The sequence below is a fragment of the Bacillus sp. B1-b2 genome (genome assembly GCF_009183415.1).
Lineage (GTDB): Bacteria > Bacillota > Bacilli > Bacillales > Cytobacillaceae > Niallia.
Window position 1 is genome coordinate 227,997 of sequence record NZ_WEHU01000003.1, and the last position, 22,580, is coordinate 250,576.

The window sequence follows — 22,580 nt, forward strand, 5'->3', positions numbered from 1 at the left end:
TTATTTTGTATTCTAATGATTATTAATTTACTGCTTGAAGGTACTTAAACTAGAACTTAATTCATAATAAGATTTGCAGCTTTAGTCTGATGAACAAAATCATCTGCTTGAACTATCGGCAACCAATACAGAGGATTATTTTGTTTAATTCCTAATAGTGCTAAGATAATTCCTGAACTTCCAGTATAAACATCATCACTTAACCTATATGAAAATTGTCCGGGATATGAATAACATGTATTATTCTTTATTAAGAATATATTAAGTAAATTTAAAACATCTTTCAAAATTAACTCCCTATATTCAAGATCATTTGTTAATAGAGGTAATATCAAAAAACTACCCGCACCATCAAATAGCCCACCCGTTACAGTACATCTTGTCTTTGATAAATTTATGATTGCATTCAACTCTTGGTCGAAACACTCTTGTCCACTCACATGATTAAAAAACCATATAGCAATACCAATTCCAATAGATCCGCCTGATAGATAAGGCAAGGCTCGATTCCTATCATCTAATGTTTGTAATACTCCTGCTAATTCATCATTTGTAGTAGACTCTAAATCCTTTTTAAGTAAATTTTTGGATTTTTCTAGATAATCGTTCTTTTTGGTAGATGAATATAGTGCCGAATAAAAAAGAGATACACCCGAAAATCCATCTATAATTCCAATATTTACTCCCATCCAGTCTTTAATCTTTAAAGATTCTTTATTTTCTAATCTAGAATAATCAATCTTACTTTCTAGGAATTCTGCATAATTTAAATATTTTATATTCTTAGTTTTTAAATATAAACTTATGATAAATAAGCCTATACCAGCAATTCCCGAGCGCAACGAGATATCGGTATCACTAATATTTTCTCGCATTCTTTTTAACTCAGAGAATACAAGTTCGTCATAACCATGTTCAAAAAGTAACGATAGTATCCCTGCTTTACCGGATAATAAACCATTCTCTGGGATTAAGGGGAGAGTTTCTAACAAGTGATTTTGAATCCACTTTTCTATTTCTAAAGGAGCCATATTCCTTTTAGCAAGTGTGAAAGCTGCACCACTACCTCCAGTTAAGAAATTAAATTTACCCCCATCTACTTCAAACTGTCTTATGTCACCATTTATGAGTCTTTCATCTTCTGTTAAATGATTTTCTAGACCTTCTATTAACATTTTAATTATCTTATCTAAATCATTGGCATTTACTTGTCCATTATCAGTTAGTTCTTTACTGGAATAATTTTGATATAAGTTGATTCTGGCGTCACACTCTTCTTGTAATTTAACAATATAGTGATAGAAAGCATATCCATAATTTTGTTTAATCCATTCAAGATGGTTCCCTTCTAGATATTCATCTAGATCTTCGGAAGTTAAAACTGGTAAAACCATATACTTTATCAACTTTTTTAAGCCAAACCAATCTCTAGTCCCACTGAATTCCATCTCTCTTGAAAAAAATCCAATAGTTTGCATTGTAGGACGTTCATTTGAATCTACAGGCAAGGAAGTCTCAAAATCAATTAACCTTACAATTAAATCATCAGATATAATTACATTGGCAGGCTGTAAATCCCCCATTGCTACACCATTAACATGCATATTATTAACTATCTTAAATAATTGTGTAAGAATCTTTTCCACCTTTTTAGCATGTTTACTAAAGCTATCAGAATCGCCCATAAATGGAAAGTCAAGAGCAAGCCACTTCCGCAAATCTATCCCTTCTATATATTCTTCTACTAAGAAGAAATGTTCCCATTCCTGGAAATATTCAATTAAATTTACTACTCCACTGACATCTTTAAGTTTCTTCAGTGCTTCATATTCAATTTTCTGCCTTGCTAAGGCATCGGAGAAACCATCTAAACCAGCTTTTGGCCGTGCTTCCTTAATAATAACTTTTAAACCATCACTTTTTCGAGTCGCTAGATATACTCCACCTGCATTACTATAAGTAAGAGCAGTTTCCATCGCATACTGTTCTAGCTTACTCTCGACTTGATTACTAGATTCATTAGATTGATTAATCGTATCAAGATATTCATCAAACTCATTTACAAATTCAGGAGCTTGGTAAAATGGATTCCTATGATCCACAACTAAATTGCCATTTGTATCTCTAACACAATACTCACCATTTTTGTTTAATATCCTTTTAAATCCACCATATCGGTAAAAAACATTGCTTGATTTCCAGCGTTTATCACTTAGGATGTATGGACCCTTATCGGTATCTTTTAATAAATTTGCTAGTTGATCTAATAACTCGACAAACAAATTATTATTTGTGGGATATATAGTAATAAATTTCCCAGAAGAAGCACGGTTAGCATTTTTAGAATTAAGATTTAAATAACTATGCCTATCTTTAAGATGCTTAAATTCAATCATTTTGTCCGTACACAATCGAGCAACAATATTTAGGACTTTTTGAGACTCCTCTAGCGTAGAGGTAATATGTATTTTCCAACCTTGTTCGGGAAGCGTACTATTTTTGACATGATAGTGCTTCCACACTGAATCCTTTTCTGAAATGATTACATAATTTTTAGGAATATCTATCAAGCTATAGTTATTTTCTTTCTCTCTCACTTTGGGTTTACCAAAATATAATGAATTTGGTTTTAAGTATTGATAATATAACATATTACCTTCCATATAATTCCCCCCTATTATATACAGCTTTTATTTCGAATACAGCCCTTTAAACTTCTAGTATTAGTTCTCTTAAGTAACCTTCATGGATAGATATAATAAGTTTTAATAATTGAAAAGTAGAATCAGAATTCTTTATTTAAATAAATTATTCTAGCAACAAAAAATGAAGCAAAATATAAAATTATTCCACATAATATATATATAACAGGAATATAGATAGTAGAAACTGCATCAACATTTGTTAAAGATAAACGTTCTACTACTAACTGAATTAAAGTTTGTAATCCAAAAGTAGTTAAAAGCCCCCCCATACCCCCACCAAGTACAATTACATCAGATTTTTCTGTTCCAAGTATATATATCAGTGGATATACTAAGGATCCAGCAAACAGAACTATGAAAATACCAAAGGATATGATACTAAAGATATTATTAATAGGAGCATCAGTAACTAAACCATATATTTGAAAAACTCCATATGATAATAAAGCTCCAATCGCAGCAACAATAAAATAGAAATAATAGTGACTTTTTACAATCTTAGTTCTACTAACAGGTAAGGTCAGTACATATTTGTCGTATCCAGACTTACTTTCTATTTTTAACACTTCCAGAGCAGGCAGAGATGAAAACAAAATAATTAGCATAGCAGCTATCCGATGCATGGAATTATCTCCAAAGTAAAAAATGAATAAAGAAACTACAATGGCAATTCCTATATAAGTAAAAAACGTACGATAGACTAGATAATAACTTGTTAGTAATAAACCTTTCATATGCTGTCACTCCTAGTTAAAAATACACTAAGTTCATCTAATGTGAGTCTGTTTGTATTAATCCCTTGTGGTAGTTCTTTTCTATCCGATACAAGAATTCGATAGTCAGTTCCATAACTCTTTTTTGCTACAATGCATTCAACTTTTATCATCGATAATTCCTCTTCATTTAAATCTATAAATGCATAATTTTCTAATACAAAGTTTTTCTCTTCATTTAATAGAATTACACCATCTTTAATTATGATAAGATGACTAGCAATTCTTTCGACATCACTCATTATATGTGATGAAAGCAATATAGCATTGTCTTTCAACTTCACAAAATCACTTAACTCCTCTAATACTTGTTCTCTTGAAGAAGGATCGAGCCCTCCAGTTGCCTCATCCAATAATAACAATCTTGCATTATGTGACAACGCAACTGCAATAGACAGTTTCATTGACATCCCTCTAGAAAATTTACTAATTTTTTTATCTATCGGTAATGAAAAGGAATTAACTAATCTATTAAAGTTACTCTTATCCCAAGAATTGAATATATTTTCAAAAACTCTATCAATCTGCTTGATAGTAAGATGTTCGGGCAAATTCATTGCATCAAACACTACTCCTATTTCTTCTTTATTCTTGTGATTATTCTTTAAATGCTCCTCGCCAAAAATTTCAATTGTACCGCTCTCCTTAGAAATTAATCCTAGGACTGATTTAAATGTTGTTGATTTACCAGCACCATTGTCTCCAATAAATCCTACAATAGATCCAGGTGGAACATTGAATGTAATATCCTTTAATACTTTTTTATCTCCGAAAGATTTACTAAGATTTCTGATTTCTAAAAGATTTTTCAATATGTCACTTCCTCTAATGTAATGTTATGCCCTTCTAGAAATTGCATAGGTCATAAAGAGATAATTTATACCTCGTTTAAAAATGATTTGCACATTTTTCAATTTGTAATTAAATTAACAATTAATTATCCATAAATTGATAATCTCGTATTTAAATATATGTCTTTTTATTTAGTCATTTAAAGTTGAATATAGAGAGTCTATGGTGTTATGTGTAAAAGGACTTAGTTGATGTTTTCAACACTAAGAATCGAGTAGTTAAATAGGTGAGATAGTTAGTATTTTATAATAAATATTAGATTTTAATATTTATTATAATTTCAAATATTCTTATACCCTATAAATGTAATACTTTTGGTATATATTACATATTATAGGGCAAGTTTTTTCGGATTTCAATGTTTTTTAATGATATTTTAATTATTTTTTAATATATTTAAATTTTGTAAAACAACAAAGCAATAACCTTACTTTACTCATTCTCTAAACATCTATTAAACAAAGGGATAAAATGCTTTATTATGGTTGAACAATAAGTGTAGTCTTGGTGTCTTCTGAGAAATGTAAATTTAAAACTTTTTTTAGATCTTTTATTGTTAGTTTTTGAAGTATTGGAATGGAATCAAATAAATTTATGTTATTAAAATGATAACGGGTAAATTGATTTGCTATATATTGTGGAGAGTTAAGGGCACTTAAGAAATTGCCAACCTCTTTATTTATCGCACGCTGCATATCTTCTTGCTTTATCGTTTCCTTCTTAAAATTCTCTATGGTTTGGCTTACTATTTTTATTACTTCTTCTGGGTCATTACTATCTCCTCCAATTATTGAAAAGCCGAAGGAGTCTTCAATAGTACTTTCCAAAGAAAATGTTTCATTTATTAAACCCTTGCTATACATTATCTCGTACGCCTCAGAGCTCTGACCAAACATTAATTCCAGCAATACATTTATTGTCATCTCATATTTAAGTAACTTTTGACGGGTTTCAACTAAATTAGAATCCTTAAACCCAATATAAACTTTCGGTGACTGAACTGTAAAATTCATAATACTATTCTTTTTCTTTACTACTGATTTCTCATTTGAAAATTCGCGATCAATTTTATTGAATTCATGAAACACTTTGTTTTCTTGGTTATTCTTAACTAGTGTAAGTACATCTTCAGGATTTACATTTCCTACAATAAATAACGCCATATTAGTAGGATGATAGAAAGCCTTATAACAAGTATACAAATCCTCTACATTAATTTTATTTATAGTAGAAATTGTACCTGCTATATCGTTTTTAACTGGGTGACTCCAAAACATGTTTTCTAATAATGCAAATCGAGAGCGCCAGTCTGGATTATCATTATACATTTGAATTTCCTGTTCAATGATACTTCTTTCTTTTTCTACCGTTTCATTAGTAAAATACGGGTGCTGAACAAAATCTAAAAGGCTTATTAAATTCCTGTCAATGTTAGAAGTAGCTGATAACGTATAAGCCGTACGTGTAAAATTAGTATACGCATTTACAATTGCTCCTTGTTTTGCAAACGTATGAAACACATCCCCATTTTCATCTTCAAACATTTTATGTTCTAAGAAATGAGCAATTCCATCTGGAAATTGAATGGCTTCTTTGCTTCCATTCTTTAATATTTTGGTATCTATAGATCCAAACTTTGTAGTAAATGTAGCAAATGTTTTGTAAAATCCTTTTTTAGGAAGAATAAATACATCTAATCCATTAGAAAGCTTTTCATAAAATAACTTCTCCTTTAGTTCCTTGTAGATTCTTTGTTCCATAGTTATTGTTCCTTTCCTAAAAAATATATGGTATCTAACTTCCACTTTCTAAAAGAAGCAATCACGTCATTTTTTGTTACTCTTTTAATTCTACCGATCATTTCATTAATATTTTTAGCTTGGCCACTCTCAACTTGCTGTATAGCAATGTCCATAATACCTAAAGGAGTATCATGAGATTCGAGTAATAGATTAATTAACATTATTTTCGCTTGTTCAACATCAGCGTCAGTAAATTCCCCTTCTTTTAATTCCTTCTCCTGATTAATTATTATATCAACAGCTCTATTATAGTTAGCAGAGTCAATACCCGCGCTAACTAGTAATAAGCCCTTATTACTTTCTATTTGTGAATGAGCAAAGTATACTAAACTTTCCTTCAATCGCAGGTTTAAGAATAATCTAGACGAAGGAAACCTTCCGAAAATTGCGTTAGCTACTCTTGTTGCTTCATAATCTTCATCTTCAATAGTTGAAAAAGTCCTATATCCTAAAAGAAGTTTACCTTGATTGACATCCATTTTATCTTTTATTACCTTAGGAGCTTTTATAGATAAATTATCAGTTGATTTATTTTCTATTGATATTCTTTTATGCTGTTTTTTAAAGACCTCTTTTACTATATTCTCGACTTCTATTGCGTTAAATGCACCAACTATGAAAAGATCAAATTGAGACTCTTCAAGTAAATCCTCATATGTTTGAAAAATAGAAGATGGATTAAGAGATTCGATATCTTCTTTCCTTCCAATTGCAGGATATTGATAAGGTTCTCCCCTATACATTTCTTCAACCAATCGAAGGTTTGCATATAAAAGTTTTTCATTATAAAACGATACAAATTTTTGATGTAAATTTTGTTTCTCTTGCTCTACTATTGAGGATTTGAAACTTCCATCTTCTTTTAATGGATTATATATAATTTCATACATAACTTCTAAAATATCCTTTATTAAAGAATCAGAGACACTTACATATTGATATGAAGGTATCCCAACAGTGAAAGTGATTATTTGATAATCACCCTTCTTTTGAACATCAGATGACAAAGTTGCCCCATACATGTTATCAAGTTTTTGTCTTAAGAGCTTTCGGTTTGGATAATTACATGTTCCTCCTAGCAACACTTTGGAAACTAATGCTCTGGATGTTATAAACTCTTCTTTCAAAGGTACTCGCATGGTCAACATTATATTAATTGTTTTAAATTTGTCAGTTTTACTTAAATGCAAGTGTATTCCGTTATGAATACTAGAAATAATATTTGCCTCATCCATACTCTCTTATTCTCCCTTACCACCAATTTATTGCTTGCAACATATTCTTTTTATTAAACTTACACAAAATTACAATAATGTTAATATATACTTAAAGTCAACAAAGAAATAATTTAAGTACATTTCAAAATGAATTACTATAAAATGATGCTCACACTAATAAAATAGTAATAACATTCTACTAAATTGAAATTTATAGTTATTAAATTGAATATAGGAATATTTATATATTTTCATGATGATATATGAATTCTAGTATCTTTTCTAAATCTTCTAGTGTAACTCCAAAAGACTTTGTAGTTTTCACTATTTCTCTCATTTTCTCTTCAGCTGTATTTAGAATCGCTTCTCGCCATTTCTCTTTGTTAACTGCTGCAACAAAAGATCCTTTTCCAATAATAGTAGTAATAAACCCTTCTTTTTCTAGCTCTTCATATGCTCTTTTTGTTGTTATAACACTAATATTTAATTCGTTTGCTAATTTTCTAATAGACGGTAACATATGTAATTCTTCTAAGTATCCAAAAATAATTTGTTCTTTTATTTGGTTAACTATCTGCGAATATATAGGTTCTTTTATTGTATGCGAGATGATTATGTTCATTAAACTTCCTCTCTTAAACTATAAAATATTTGAATGTGTATATAGCATATGGTGACTCGAGCTAAACCTAATACATTTTTTTAGTAAAACACTATGGGTTAAAAAAACCTAAGATCTTTATTTATTTTAGATCTTAGGTTTTTAATTTCTGCATTAATTCAATAAAAACAAGTTTAAATCAATAATAAACATGATTATCTACTACATTGCAATTATGCCAAAAAGTATAAACTATCATATGTTTTGTTATCTGTAGACTTATAGAATTTGATTGACTTGTACAATAAGTTAATCCCATCTTGATACGCACCTTCTGCGAAAAGTACTCTTGCTTTCACAAGATAAGCTTTCGGCAAAATGTATTTATCCTCCCTGTCCCTTGCTTCCACAATAACATCTTCTATATAATTTCTTGCTGTATTCAATTTTTCTGTTTGTAAATGGACAAGAGCGATTAGCAAAGTAAATTTTAGAAAAAAAGAACTTTTTATATCATTTTTTTTAAGCTGCTCTTCACAAATTGTTTCTGCTTTTCGGAATTCCTTGTTTAATATATGAGTTATACTGTTTTCATACTCAATATTAAACTCATACCAATTACTGTCTTTATTTTCCAGATTAACTGACAATCCTTTTTTAAAACTCTCTTTTGAGAGTTCGTACTCATTAATTTCTCTATATAGAATACCTAAATTTGTATAACATCCTACTAGTTCATCCTTATATTCACTTGATACTTCTAAAAGATTTATTGCATAACTTGTAGCTTTGATACCTTCTTCATATTGAAATAGATTAAGATGTGCTATCCCTTTAAGCATATATATCGTTTCTTGTTTGTAAATTACATTTGTTTCCTTCATCAGTTTTAGCATTTCATCAATAATCTCAAGACCTTTAGTAAATTCATTAATACGGCTATAACAATAGGCTAAGTTATAATACAGTTTTAATTGTAGGAGAGTATTAGTGGTAGCTGTATTATTTTTTAATAAAAGAATACTATAAAATGCATTTTCGATACTTTTATGAAATTCATTAATTAATAGATAATTTGTAGCAATTTTTGAGTAAATTGTTATAATTTCATCAATTTCAGTTAACGGTACATAAATAAGAGCTTTCTCAAGTTCATTGATAGAGCTAGTAAACTCACCTTGAGCCAAGAAAATATCGCTTTGCATATTATGCATTACACCTTTGTAGATGTAATTTACATTACTAGTATTTACTTGATGGATTAACTCTTGAGCATCCTTAAATCTCCCTAGCTTAATTAAACTTTTTAAAGTACTGATATGATTATCATTGATTGTTTCTACTTTCTCTTCTATGTTTCCCTTAGTTTCCCCAAATAGTATGTAATTAATATCTACATCTAACTTTGAAGATATGTACTTCACTGTATTAATCGACGGGTTAGCTAATCCTCTCTCAATTAAACTTATCATTGCGTGACTTAAATTTGGACCTGAAAGGTCGGATTGTCTTAACCCTTTCTCTTTCCTAGCATTTTTTATTCTTTCTCCCATATTCATCTTCACATCACATCTTCCTAATACCAAAATTTTAATAATAAATTTATTATACCAAATTTTATTTAATATACTTGAATTTTTTAAAATATTAAAATATAGTTATTACGCAGACAAATTTTAGAAAAGGTGGAAAATAAATTGAAAAAAATATCGTTAGTCATTGTTTCCGTTACTACTTTATTATTACTATCTTCCTATCTTCCTGTTAATAAGCCAGCAGAACCTAAAATAGACTACAGTAAACCAATTCATACTGTTACATTTGATCCAGTATGGCCACCTGGTCACTAAATTTATTTGTCAAAATGAAAGTAAAGAGTTTTTTACATTTAATCTAAGAATCAGCAAATTAAGCACCAATTACTAAAAAATGCAAATACAATTTGAGTTTATAGATACAAGTACACAATTGTATACATAGAAATCTATAAACTCAAGCTATTTCTTATAATGGTATAAATCACATATAATCGCTTTCCTGAAAGTTCTTTCTCTCTTATATATAAATGCTACTTTCCTATCTTTATAATATATAATTCATGTTTTACTATGCTAATCTATTACTCTGGTTATCCCCTTGCTATTAATTACTAAGCATCTACAGATGTTCTCACAATTCCTCATTCACTTAATTAAAAATTTATTCAGACTACAATGGTTATTTAAAAGTAAAAATGTAAATTTAAGCTTATTAAAATAAATTTTATTTAATAACCACGGATAATAATCCACCAAAATCGGGCAAAGCTACGCAAATAACGAAGAAGAGAATCTTCGATAGCCACTAGAAAAACTTAGGCTGAAAGAGTATATATCATCTCCAGTACGTAGAAAATACATTCCTATTAAACCAATCTTTCTCGAATGTGACATAAGTAAAGGGATTCCCTTTTATATAAGGATATCCCCTTTAACAGCTCCTATTAAGTAACATTTCATCAATTGAATTTCCTTTTTTAAAATCACATACGAACAATAGTTCTGTTTCAACTTGATTTACGAACAAACGTTTTTATAATTAAATTTATAAAAAGGAGCTGTTGATGATTATTAAAGACCGTGGAACAAAAAAATTTATATTAAATGTCAATCAATTTATTTAAAATCCATTATCTTAATGTATTTATATATAATGTCACACAAAATAGAATTGAAAGATAAGGGATTTAAGGTAGATTCGTAATATTGGCCCATAAGAAGACAAGACCATCGTAATGATAGTCTTGTTTAACTAACGCCCCCGTTTGTTTAAGTGAATTCATTCACAAAGTTCCCTATAAATCCATACTGACTTGGTATAAGTTATCATTTTAACTGTTAAAGTGCCTCTGATTTTCGCTCATACTTTCACTGCTTACTACTATTTCTATTGCTATGATTGCGAAAACTAGAAGGTGATATATGTTCCTTATCTTTGAATACTTTTGAAAAATGGGAAAGGCTTGAGTATCCCACGTTAAAACTAATATGTGTTGCAGATAGGGAACTTGTTGTTAATAATTCTTTAGCCTTTTCTATTCGAACTTGATGTAAAAATTGTAATGGTGTTGAACCAGTTACAAGCTTAAATGTTCGATGTAAATGATGTGAATTGATAGATAAAGCAGTAGATATGCGATTTAATGTTAATTTTTCATCATAATGTTGTAGAATATAAGTTTCTACCTGTTTCACCAATTCATTCCTTGATCCCTTCCAATTCAAAATATCGGATTGACATCGTTTGCACGCGCGATATCCATCGTTTAGTGCTTCTTTTGCATCATAATAAATTTGTACATTCTTTTTATTGGGTGTTCTAGAAGGACATGATGGACGACAAAATGTACCTGTGCTCTTTAAAGCATAATAAAATTCCCCATCATACCTCCCATTGATAAGACTCCACGAGAATACACTCCTTTATTATTATTGAATTAGAAGTCAAGATTATATAAGCAAATTATTTAAGAACAATACATAATAGAGAAAGAATCAAATTGAATGGAGGAGTAGTTAATTACATGATCACTCGTGAAAAACTTGAACAAAATCAGATTTGGCTATATGTTATTACATTAGTGCTGGCAGTGAGTCTTGGCTTAATAGCCCCAAAGCTAATGTCTACCATAGATAATCACATACTTATTTCTGTAGTAATTGCTATTTTAATGTATGGGATGTTTACACAGATTCCTTTTATATCTATAAAGAAATCATTAGGAAACCGCCGTTTTATCCTAGCTATTTTAACTGCTAATTATATAGCAGTCCCAATTGTTGTGTGGTTATTATCTCAATTCTTACCTCAACAGTCTCCAATATTGCTTGGTGTATATCTTGTTTTGCTGACACCTTGCATTGACTATGTAATTGTTTTTACACATTTAGGTCGTGGGAATGAAAAATTGATGCTAATATCAACACCAATTCTTTTTATTACACAAATGATTTTATTACCTGTATACCTATTGATTTTTATGGGGAAATCAGCAGCTGAAGTTGTTAATCCTGGACCTTTCATTGAAGCATTTCTTATCATTATTGTATTGCCGCTAATACTAGCAATTATTATACAACTTCTTGCTAAGAAGAATCGCAGTGTTTGCGCTTTATTAGACATCTCTGCATGGATCCCCGTTCCACTAATGGCAATTACTCTTTTTATTGTTGTATCATCGCAAATTAGCAAGTTATCCTTATTTTGGGATTTAATTATTAACGTGATTCCTATCTATATAGCATTCATGGTTATAATGCCGTTCGTTTCTAAAATGATTGTAAAATGGTTTAAGCTTGATATAGGAACAGGAAGGGCTGTCATTTTCAGTTCTGGAACACGTAATTCCCTTGTAGTTCTTCCCCTTGCACTTGCATTACCTGAAAATTGGAGCACATTAGTTGCAGCAATTATTGTAACACAAACCATTGTTGAACTTGTGGGAGAACTTATTTATATTCGTATTGTGCCAAATGTAATTCTACGTGATAAAGGTAGTTTGGAATAAAAAAATGTTATTTCATGTAATGATTGTTAGTGGTAATTAACGGTCATTACTTTTTTAAATTATTCATTCAAATTTTAAACTGGTAGCATTACATTAATAAAGAACCAGCTATCCTTAGGGTAATTGTTTTAAAAAATAATTAAAGCTTCTTCCATATCTGACTGTTTCTTTGATTTTTTCATTAAAAAAGGCATTCCTGCTTAAAACAGAAATACCTCCTAATTAATGTTTTAATTCTTTACCTTCAATAACCTTAAACTATTTAAAGTGACCAATAGTGTTGCTCCCATATCAGCAAATATAGCTATCCAAAGTGTTAACCAACCTGGAACTACCAACACCAAAGCTAACAATTTAATTGCCAAAGAGAAACTAATGTTTTGCTTGATACTTGTTAAAGCCTTACGGCTTAATTTAATCGTATATGGTAATTTACTTAGATCATCAGACATTAAAGCAATATCTGCTGTTTCTAGTGCTGTATCCGTTCCAGCACCTCCCATAGCCACACCTACTGTAGAAGCAGCTAGTGCTGGCGCATCGTTAACTCCATCTCCAACCATTGCAACACTTTGATGTTTACTACGAAGCTCTTTAATATAATTTAGTTTATCCTCTGGAAGCAAATCAGCTTTAATATCCGAAACATCAACTTGTTTACCAATGGCTAAAGCTGTTCTTTGGTTATCACCAGTCAACATAACTGTTTCAATTCCAAATTTGTTTAACTTGTCGATTACTTCTCTGGAAGATTCCCTAATTTCATCAGCTACAGCAATTAAAGAAAGGATCTCTTTTTTTGTTCCTAAAACCATAACGGTTTTACCCTCTGTTTGCATACGGGTAATTTGCTCATCAATAGAACTGTCCATCATACCGTGTAATTCTTGAAAAAGATTGGGACTTCCAACATAGTACATTTCATTACTAACTCTTGCCTTTACACCCTTACCTGTAATGGATTGAAAATCCTCTACAACTACTTCATTAATATCCAATCTGTTTTCTTCTGCTTTTCTTATAATTGCGGAAGCAAGTGGATGCTGTGAACCTTTCTCTATTGCTGCCGTAACTTTTAATAATTCTTCATCATTTCCATTAAAAGTAACTACATCTGTAACTGCTGGAACACCTTTAGTTAATGTTCCTGTTTTATCAAAAGCAATAGCTTTTAAGTGGCCTGTTTCTTCTAAATGAATACCACCTTTTATTAGTACTCCATTTTTTGCAGCATTCCCTATGGCAGTTACGATGGAAACAGGGGTAGAAACAACTAAGGCACAAGGACAACCAACAACTAGTACAGCTAATCCTTGATAAATCCATTCACTCCAATCACCACCAAATAAAGGAGGGATTACTGCTATTAAAACTGCCAGAATGACAATTGCAGGTGTATAGTACTTTGCAAATTTATCAACAAAGGCTTGGGAAGGTGCTCTTTCAGCTTGTGCTTCTTCAACAAGGTGAATAATTTTAGATAATGTCGTATCTTCTACTCGTTTCGTTACTCTAACTTCAAGTAATCCTTCTTCATTTAGTGTTCCTGCAAAAACCTCATCGTCAATAGTTTTCGTTACAGGAACACTTTCACCGGTAATGGCTGCCTGATTCAGTGTGGATGTTCCTTTGACAACTGTCCCATCCATCGCTAGTTTTTGTCCAGGCTTAACAATCATGATGTCTCCAACTTGAATATCATCTACGTGAATCATCATTTCTTCATTTCCACGACGAATTAACGCTTCTTTTGGAGCGATATCCATTAGTGATTCAATAGATTGACGTGCTTTATCCATTGAATAGCGCTCTAATGCTTCACTAATTGCAAATAAGATAACAACCGTTGCGCCTTCACCCCATTCACCAATAATAGCCGCACCTATTATCGCAATGGTCATCAGTGTATTCATATCAAAATTTAGTAGAGATAGATTTTTTAGCCCTTTTAAGAATAGAGAATATCCTCCAATAACAATAGATGCTGCATAACCAATTTTGGTAAGAATATGTTCTTCTCCAAGTTGCTCTCCTATAAACCAACTGATAACTAGTAATATGGCGGAAAGATATACTTTAATGTTTTCTTTTTGTTTCCAAAAGGGCTCTCGTTCCACTTGTTGTTCTTTCTCATCACGAATTTTTAAATTCTCAAAAGCTCCGGCTTTCTCTAATTCTTCAATGGTTGTGTTTCCATGAACATAAACCTTAGATGCTCCAAAATTCACTTTTGCATCCTGTACACCAGGAAGATTTTTAACGTTGTTTTCAAATTTGGCTGCACAGTTCGTACAAGTGAAACCTTGAACACGATATGCTTTCATTTCTTGTTCGGATAGTTTTGATTGTTGATCAGACATTTAATTTCACCTCATTACTATAAGTTAGAGCAATCATCATTATTTGCTGAATGTGTTCATTTCCTAAAGAGTAAAACGCCAATTTCCCTTCCTTCCTATACTTAACAATACCTTGCTTATGAAGCGTTCTTAAATGATGAGAAGCATTAGCAACGCTTGCACCAATAATATTAGCCACATCACAAACGCATAATTCTTCATCTTGGCACAAGGCATAGGTAATCTTTGCTCTATTTTCATCAGCAATGGATTTTAGCAATTGGGACAAACTAGAAAAATCAACCTTATTCAAATCTCCTTGTATTCGATTGACTTTTTCTTCGTCATAACAATAAATTTCACAAGTATCTTTTTTATTCATATCTTCTCCCCATATTCATTCAAATATTCATTCAAATATTCATTTGAATATAGTATACTCTTTCCTTGCGTTTATATTCAAGTATTTATTTGAATGAAGAGAAAAAATAAAAAAGCCGCCTAAAAAGCAGCCTTTAAATTAGAATTAGTTATTTGATTTACTATATATTCAGCATCAAACCCAACCCCTTGAAGCAATGCTGAACCACGTCGGTATTGCCAGGGTAGACCTATAAAATAAAGTCCTTTTACTTTTGTAACACCCCTATGATGTATTATCTTTCCTTCTTTATCATAAAGGTTCTTTATCTCTAACCAAGATAATGAACTCTTAAAACCAGTAGCCCATACAATATTATTTACTTTTAAAGTGGATAAATCTTTAAAAATGACAAGGTCATGTTTTGCATCGATTACTCTTTCTTTTGGGATTATTTTTTTTTGCTTAATAGCGTGTTTTAAGTCATATCCAAATATAGGATCACCTTTTTTTTGAATGAACTTTCCTAATCTAGATGTATTGCTTGCATTCAAAATTCCTAATTTATCAAACCACCAAAAAATACTTTTACCTTTGAGAACTAAAGGGAGGTAAATAAGCTTACCACTATAGGATAGATATGTTTCTCTTTCTTCTGAAAGCTCAACGGCTATCTGAGCACCACTATTTCCACCACCTACAACCAATACATTTCCATCGGTTAGTTGCTTCGGATTTAGATACTCTGATGAGTGTATTTGTTTGATGTCAGAGGGTAAGTGTTTTGCTAAGTAAGGAATACTAGGTGAATGAAAGGGACCTGATGCTATAACAAGATTCCTTGTCTCAAATTCTTCTTCAGTGGTTTTTACTATAAAACCTTCATTTTGATTTGAGACATTTACTACTTCGGTATGAAGTCTAACTGGAATGTCGTATTCCTCAACATATTTTCTTAAGTAGTCTGCTACTTCATCTTTGTTTGGAAAGCCATGGGGGTCTCCTTCCATTTTCATGTCAGGTAAGGAGCTATACATTCTTGGGGTAAATAATACTAAGGAATCATATCTCTCTTTCCAACTGTCTCCTAATTCTGATACTTTATCTATAATAAGAAATTTTTGATTTGTTTTTTTTAAGTAATATCCGATGGATATACCCGCTTGACCTGCCCCAATTATTAAAGTGTCATACATAGAAACACCCCTTTGTATATGAATAGTCATTCATATACAAATAATACCACCTCGCTTAAAAAGTTCCAATCTAAATTTTTCTTAATTTATATAGATAAACAATATCTAAACTTATTCCATTCAACAAATCATCGACTATTTCATGTTGATTATATATAAACAAAGAAAAAACCCATTATCGATGGGATATTTTCAACATAAGATAAAGATAATTGCTTTTGTGGAAGGATACCCATGTTCAAAAAGTAAAGTAGCTGTTATTCGTGTATCCAATACTTTGCTGATATATCTCTAAGGGAGTTAGTTGCTCCTTTAATTTTAAATATTCCTGAGCAATATCCGCTTAGAGTCACTTCCAAGAAAAACCAGCAAAAAAACAACCTCTTTCTCTAAAGCACCAATACAGTTTTGATTTCTTTCCTAGAATACAACCAATGACTCTTCCCTAATAGATTTGTGAAGAAATTTGCTTAATCTATCCTTCCATGTTTGGATACAAGAAATATTTTCTTCATTACTACAGGAATTCTGCCAGGTTGGTGACACAAGAAAAGACCTCTAGTAATGTCTAAAGGTCTGAATATATTTATCATTTGTTTTTTATAAAGTTTTGGTAATTCTTATTTCCGCCAGAAAGATTATAAATATCGTTGAACCCTAAGTTACGTAAAACATTTTGAGCAGCATTTCCAGTTACTCCGCTATTACAATAAGTTACTGTAGGTAAGTTAGGATCAAGTTCTCTAGATTTTTCTCGTAATTCGCCTAGTGGTATATTTATTGCACTTTCCACATTTGAAACATTATATTGTTTTGTGGCACGAGTATCAATTACCTGGATTGTTTCTCCTTTTTCCATTCTTTCCGTTAGTTCTTTTGGTGTAATTAGCTTATTTTTCTTTTCGATAGCGTTTTGCAAAGCCATACCAGTATACATAACTGGATCTTTTGTTGTGCTGAATGGAGGTGCATAAGCGAGATCAAGATGGAATAAGTCTTCCGCTTTTGCCTTAAACGTAATAGCTGTTACAAAGACATCAATTCGTTTATCTACGCCTTCTTCACCTACTATTTGTACACCTAAAATTCTGCCAGTTTCTCTATCAGCAATTGCCTTAATAACTAATTCTTTTCCGCCTAAATACTCCGCTCTAGCTGGTTTAATATTATGAAGGATTTCGATATCATAGCCTTCTTCTAATGCTTCTGCTTCATTCATACCAGTTTGACCGACAGCTAAATCAAATACACGTAGTATTCCAGTTCCTAAAATACCTCGATGTTCTAAAGAACCTCCCGTTATTACATCTCCAGCTATTCTTCCCATTTTGTTAGCTGTACTTCCTAATGGACGATAGATAGGTTTTCCTGTAATTACAGAGTAACTTTCCGCCACATCACCAACAGCATAGACATCAGGCAGGTTAGTTTGCATTTTGGAGTTAACTGCAATAGCTCCAGTAGCACCAATTTCCACATCGATTTCCTTAGCCAATTGTGTATTTGGACGAACACCCGTTGCTAATATAACAATATCCGTTTCAATAGATTTTCCTGAATTAGTTTGTACTTCTTTCTTACTTATAGCAGTTACTTCATCATTTAAGATGAGATTGACTCCTTTTTTAACTAAATGTTCTTCCACTCGTGAAGCGATATCTTTATCCATATGTGCCATTACATGATTACTACGTTGTACGATTGTTACCTTTAAACCTCTATGAGTAAGCTGTTCCGCCATTTCTAATCCAATATAGCCAGCCCCTATGATGGTTGCTTTCTTTGGTTGTTTTGCTTTCATATATTGATCAATAGCTGCTGTATTTTGTATCGTACGAACTTGGAAAACATGCTCTCCATCTACTCCATCAATATCAGGTTTAATTGGAGAAGCCCCTGTTGCAAAAACCAATACATCATAAGTGTCTTCTTTTATTTCATTTGTATCTAAGTTCTTCACTTGAACTTTCTTCTGCTCGGCATCAATTGTAGTTACTTCATGACGAGTAAAAATATCTACGTTATAACGCTTTTTAAACCAAGCTGCACTTCTTGGGGTTAATGTTTCCAAATCTTCTACTTCTCCGCCTAGAAAATAAGGAATACCGCATATCGAATAAGAAATGTCGTAGTCAGCATTATATAGTGTGATTTCAGCCTTTTCATCGTTTCTACGTGCTTTTGCTGCTACAGATGTTCCCGCTGCTACAGATCCTATAATAAGTACTTTCATGATTTTATCCTCCAAAAATTAATATCAATATTATTCTGTATAATTAACATTTAAAGTTCACTTATGAAAGAATGGAAAGCCACAGATATAAGCCGATTAGAGTAATCAAAAGGGTGGGAATAGTTAAGACAATACCCGTTTTAAAATAAGTTCCCCATGATATTTTTACCCCTTTTTGGGATAAAACATGGAGCCATAACAACGTTGCTAATGAACCGATTGGTGTAATCTTAGGACCTAAGTCAGACCCAATAACATTGGCATAAATTAACCCTTCTTTTATTACACCAGTAGCATTTGTATCTGCAATTGCTAATGCATCAATAAGTACCGTTGGCATATTATTCATAATGGACGATATGATTGCTGCAATGAATCCCATACCCAAGGTTGCAACAAACAATCCTTGATCTGCAGCTGCTTGAATAACACTAGATAGCAGGTCTGTTAAACCAACATTACGCAATCCATAAATTACGACATACATTCCAATAGAGAAGAATACTATTGCCCACGGAGCACCCTTTACTACTTTCTTAATAGATACAGCAGCGCTTCTTCTTGCAAACACAAGGAAAATAATTGCAATGACACCAGCGATGAGTGAGACTGGAATAGACAGGAATTCACTCACGAAATAGCCAATAAGTAAAACAGCTAAAATCACCCAAGATAATCGAAACATCTTTAGATCTTTTATCGCATCTTGTGGAACTTTCAATTGATTTAAATCATAAACTTTTGGAATTCTTTTACGGAAATATAAGTACAACACTAGAATACTTGCTAATAAAGAAAAAATATTTGGCACGATCATTCTGGAAGCATATTCTACAAATCCGATATCAAAGAAATCAGCAGAAACTATGTTAACCAAATTACTGACAACTAAAGGTAGAGATGTAGTATCGGCAATAAAACCACTTGCTATGATAAATGGAAAAACCATTTTCTCGTCTAACTTTAACGCCCTAACCATCGCTAAAACGATTGGTGTTAAAATTAGTGCTGCCCCATCATTTGCAAAAAATGCTGCAACTATAGCCCCTAGAATAGCAACGTAAACAAACATCTTCAGGCCATTACCACCAGCAACTCTTGCCATATGTAGAGCCGCCCATTCAAAAAATCCAATTTCATCTAAAATTAACGAAATAATAATGATTGCGACAAATGCTAGTGTTGCATTCCACACAATCCCTGTTACGTCAATGACATCATTGAAATCAACTACACCAACAAGAAGAGCTAATATTGCTCCTCCACAAGCTGACCAACCAATAGAAAGGTTTTTCGGTTGCCAGATAACTAATGTCAGTGTTACTAAAAAGATAATTGTTGCTAATATAGTTTGTAGCAAAGCTGTTAACCCCCATTAATAACATGTAATTCTTAGACCCTTTTCCACTAGCCACTCCAATTTTTCTTTTTGACTTGGAATATGTTTTAATAACTCTCTCACTAATACGTAGTATTCACTTGTAGTGTTTAAAGAATAAACCACCCATTGACCTTTTCTTTGTTCTTTAACAATTCCAAGATCTCGCATCTTCCTTAAATGCTGGCTTATAGAAGGTTGTGACATTTTAAAAATTTCCACAAATTCACATACACAGCATTCTTGTTCAGCCAACATACTTACCATGGATAATCTTGTTTTATCCCCTAAAAGCTTTAAAACATTTGCCGTTTCCTTTAAATCTTTTTCGTCTACCACTATTAATCACCACCTTTGTCTTCAAAAAATCAAACATAATCATATTTTTATTTGCTAATAAAGTGACAATATGCTCCATATATTGATTTCAATGATTGAAGACATTAATTGTATATAATTATATGCTTATATATTAATAATATAAAAAGTTAATGTCAATCACATTAACCCATTTTATTTTTTATTAATCACAAGAAATGCGCAAACCGTTATTCTCAAGCCATACAAACTTTTCATTTTGGTTCGGTACGTATTTTAAAATATCTTTTATCATAGAGAAATATTGATTTCCTTGGTCTAGTGAGTAGATAACCCATTGGCCTTTTCTTTGTTCTTTAACTAGACCAGCATCTTTTAATTTTCTCAAATGTTGACTTATAGCTGGTTGAGACATTTGAAATACATCGACAAACTCACATACACAACAGTCATGTATCATTAGCATTCCCATAATGGATAACCTTGTTTTATCACCTAATAGTTTTAAAATATTTGCAGTAGTGTCTAATTGTTCCATAGCCATGTATAATCATCCATTTCCGTTTGAATTATCTTTATACTAAATGGAGTACCTGTAGTATGCAAGAAAATAAGAGCTAGTCGAACTCTTATTTTCTCTACTGAATATTTATTTTAAGGAGCTAAATCCTGTACTAATTCATAATAAGCATGGACGAAATTGTTATAGGATATAGATCCTAACGTACTTTCTTTATTGCTAAATAATCTTGAAAAGGCCTTCTCCTTTGCTGTTTCAATGGAAACTCCCATACTATTCATGATTAATTCCATGTAAGCTTTGAAGTACTCTTTACTAAGATTACCACCTTTATTTATAACCATATTAATACCTCATTTATAATTATTATGAGCAGCATGAATCTGTCTTACAACTATTATCAGGAGTAATATTTGAGAAATTCACACTACAGACCCCTGTTTCAGGTAAATCAAGCTCTACTCTTTCTGACGATTCTATATCGCCTGCCATATATGCAGCAATTGAACGTACTTGTTCATATCCCGTTGCCATTAAGAAGGTTGGTGCCCTTCCATAGCTTTTAGAACCAACTATATAAAGGTTCTTCTCTGGTTGTCTTAATTCCTTTTCACCATGTGGTCGAACTGTTCCACAGCTGTGAAGGTTAGGATCAATTAAAGAAGAAATTGCTTCCACACTTTCAGTGGCAAAATCAACTTTCGTCCGTAATTCATTCAAGAAAGAATAATTAGGTCGATTTCCTGTATTTACGATTACTTCATCAATTAATTGAATCTCAGATTTTACACCTTTTACTTCTCCATTAATGTTTATGTTTGAATTATTATTTTTTATTAGCTCCTTGACTCTAAAAGATGTATGCACTCTTACTTTCCCTTTATCCACCATTTCATGAATTTTGCTACCTAATAATCCTCTTGCTTCTAATGCATCCTTCTCTTCTCCACCATATGCATCTTCTACACGTTCTTTTCGAATAACCCATATAATTTCTGTTAAAGGGTTCTTTTCCTTTAACCGCCCTAATTCTAACAAAGCATTAATGGCAGAGTGCCCACTTCCTATAACTGCTACTTTCTTATTTTTATAACGGTTTATACTTTCTCCCAAGATATCAGGTAACCCATAAAAGATGTTTTCACTCAGGTATTGTTCTGATTCTAACCAAACTCCATTGGAGTTAGCTGGATTAGGGTTCCCCCAGGTACCAGTAGCATCAATGACTGCTCTTGCTTCAATAACTTGAATAGTACCTTTATGCTCAGTGTAAATAACAAATGGAACATTATCTCTGTTAGCTGTCTTCATTTTATCCATATTTTTTTTGGCTATAGAAAGGACTTTTTTATTTAAAGCTATTACTTCTTGTAATTCTGGAATCTTTGATAATGGTATTAAATAATTTTCCACGAGTTCTTTTCCAGTAGGTATTCCCTCTAAATCCGGCGTTTCCCATCCATATTTCTCTAATAAAGAAGATGCTGCTTTATCGATGTTATATTTCCACTGTGAGAATAGCCTTATATGTTTCCATGTTAGAATATTTGCTCCAACTTCAGTTCCAGCTTCTAGAATAATTACTTTTTGCTTATATTGAATCAAATGAGCAGCAGCAGCTAAACCTACAGGACCTGCTCCAATAATAGCAATAGGTAGTTCTTTATCGATGGACGTGTTTTCTTGAGTTTCATCAGATGGCTGACAGCAAGATGATAAGATATTAAATTCAGACATAG

At 31.7% G+C, this 22,580-nt stretch carries 19 protein-coding genes and 1 pseudogene; 2 read left to right on the forward strand and 18 right to left on the reverse strand.

What is annotated here, in order from left to right; genetic code table 11:
• Positions 1-56 precede the first annotated feature (56 nt).
• The 7 genes from lanKC to F9279_RS04635 form a co-directional block, all read right to left on the reverse strand.
• Positions 57-2,663, reverse strand: a complete 2,607-nt coding sequence (lanKC, locus tag F9279_RS04605; RefSeq protein WP_152111610.1) for a class III lanthionine synthetase LanKC — start codon at positions 2,661-2,663, stop codon at positions 57-59.
• Between the two features lie 122 nt (positions 2,664-2,785).
• Positions 2,786-3,439, reverse strand: a complete 654-nt coding sequence (locus F9279_RS04610) for an ABC-2 transporter permease (RefSeq protein WP_152111611.1) — start codon at positions 3,437-3,439, stop codon at positions 2,786-2,788.
• On the reverse strand, positions 3,436-4,290 hold the full coding sequence (locus F9279_RS04615) for an ABC transporter ATP-binding protein (RefSeq protein ID WP_152111612.1): 855 nt from the start codon (positions 4,288-4,290) through the stop codon (positions 3,436-3,438). The genes F9279_RS04610 and F9279_RS04615 overlap by 4 nt, the downstream gene beginning before the upstream one ends.
• Before the next feature lie 519 nt (positions 4,291-4,809).
• Complete coding sequence (gene yfmH, locus F9279_RS04620) at positions 4,810-6,090, reverse strand: EF-P 5-aminopentanol modification-associated protein YfmH (RefSeq protein ID WP_152111613.1); 1,281 nt, start codon at positions 6,088-6,090, stop codon at positions 4,810-4,812.
• A 2-nt stretch (positions 6,091-6,092) separates the two neighbouring features.
• On the reverse strand, positions 6,093-7,367 hold the full coding sequence (gene yfmF / locus F9279_RS04625) for an EF-P 5-aminopentanol modification-associated protein YfmF (RefSeq protein WP_152111614.1): 1,275 nt from the start codon (positions 7,365-7,367) through the stop codon (positions 6,093-6,095).
• A gap of 223 nt (positions 7,368-7,590) precedes the next feature.
• Entirely contained in the window at positions 7,591-7,971 is a 381-nt protein-coding gene (locus F9279_RS04630) for a GntR family transcriptional regulator (RefSeq protein ID WP_152111615.1), read from the reverse strand.
• 212 nt (positions 7,972-8,183) lie between these two features.
• Positions 8,184-9,509, reverse strand: coding sequence for a helix-turn-helix domain-containing protein (locus tag F9279_RS04635; protein WP_226793249.1), 1,326 nt, complete (start codon positions 9,507-9,509; stop codon positions 8,184-8,186).
• Positions 9,510-9,647: 138 nt separating this feature from the next.
• Here F9279_RS04635 and F9279_RS25010 point away from each other — a divergent pair, with 138 nt between their 5' ends.
• Positions 9,648-9,800 (forward strand): hypothetical protein, encoded by a 153-nt coding sequence (locus F9279_RS25010; RefSeq protein ID WP_193224447.1) that lies wholly within the window; start codon positions 9,648-9,650, stop codon positions 9,798-9,800.
• A gap of 1,056 nt (positions 9,801-10,856) precedes the next feature.
• Here the strand turns inward: F9279_RS25010 and F9279_RS04640 are convergent.
• Together F9279_RS04640 and F9279_RS26185 are read right to left on the reverse strand one after the other, a co-directional pair.
• Positions 10,857-11,183, reverse strand: coding sequence for a helix-turn-helix domain-containing protein (locus F9279_RS04640; protein ID WP_226793221.1), 327 nt, complete (start codon positions 11,181-11,183; stop codon positions 10,857-10,859).
• A 48-nt stretch (positions 11,184-11,231) separates the two neighbouring features.
• A pseudogene (locus tag F9279_RS26185) lies at positions 11,232-11,387 on the reverse strand (Ada metal-binding domain-containing protein); the annotation flags it as partial.
• Positions 11,388-11,512: 125 nt separating this feature from the next.
• Here F9279_RS26185 and F9279_RS04645 point away from each other — a divergent pair.
• Entirely contained in the window at positions 11,513-12,496 is a 984-nt protein-coding gene (locus F9279_RS04645; RefSeq protein ID WP_152111618.1) for an arsenic resistance protein, read from the forward strand.
• A gap of 230 nt (positions 12,497-12,726) precedes the next feature.
• Here F9279_RS04645 and F9279_RS04650 read toward each other — a convergent pair whose 3' ends face one another.
• From F9279_RS04650 to F9279_RS04690, 9 genes are all read right to left on the reverse strand, one after another.
• Entirely contained in the window at positions 12,727-14,856 is a 2,130-nt protein-coding gene (locus tag F9279_RS04650; protein WP_152111619.1) for a heavy metal translocating P-type ATPase, read from the reverse strand.
• The gene (locus F9279_RS04655; RefSeq protein WP_152111620.1) at positions 14,849-15,217 is read right to left on the reverse strand and encodes an ArsR/SmtB family transcription factor; all 369 of its coding nucleotides are present in this window, start codon (positions 15,215-15,217) and stop codon (positions 14,849-14,851) included. The genes F9279_RS04650 and F9279_RS04655 overlap by 8 nt, the downstream gene beginning before the upstream one ends.
• Positions 15,218-15,336: 119 nt before the next feature.
• The gene (locus F9279_RS04660) at positions 15,337-16,392 is read right to left on the reverse strand and encodes a flavin-containing monooxygenase (protein ID WP_152111621.1); all 1,056 of its coding nucleotides are present in this window, start codon (positions 16,390-16,392) and stop codon (positions 15,337-15,339) included.
• Between the two features lie 589 nt (positions 16,393-16,981).
• Positions 16,982-18,625 carry an FAD-dependent oxidoreductase gene (locus F9279_RS04665; protein WP_152111622.1) on the reverse strand — a complete coding sequence of 548 codons (1,644 nt, stop codon included), beginning with the start codon at positions 18,623-18,625 and terminating at the stop codon, positions 16,982-16,984.
• Positions 18,626-18,686: 61 nt separating this feature from the next.
• Positions 18,687-19,985, reverse strand: a complete 1,299-nt coding sequence (locus tag F9279_RS04670) for an arsenic transporter (protein WP_152111623.1) — start codon at positions 19,983-19,985, stop codon at positions 18,687-18,689.
• Between the two features lie 15 nt (positions 19,986-20,000).
• A complete protein-coding gene (locus F9279_RS04675) occupies positions 20,001-20,342 on the reverse strand; it encodes an ArsR/SmtB family transcription factor (protein WP_413463188.1) in 342 nt (113 codons plus the stop codon).
• Between the two features lie 184 nt (positions 20,343-20,526).
• The gene (locus tag F9279_RS04680; protein ID WP_152111625.1) at positions 20,527-20,865 is read right to left on the reverse strand and encodes an ArsR/SmtB family transcription factor; all 339 of its coding nucleotides are present in this window, start codon (positions 20,863-20,865) and stop codon (positions 20,527-20,529) included.
• 110 nt (positions 20,866-20,975) lie between these two features.
• Complete coding sequence (locus F9279_RS04685; protein ID WP_152111626.1) at positions 20,976-21,185, reverse strand: hypothetical protein; 210 nt, start codon at positions 21,183-21,185, stop codon at positions 20,976-20,978.
• A 22-nt stretch (positions 21,186-21,207) separates the two neighbouring features.
• Positions 21,208-22,578: an NAD(P)-binding domain-containing protein gene (locus F9279_RS04690; protein ID WP_152111627.1), complete on the reverse strand. Its 1,371-nt coding sequence runs from the start codon at positions 22,576-22,578 to the stop codon at positions 21,208-21,210.
• Between the last annotated feature and the right edge of the window lie 2 nt (positions 22,579-22,580).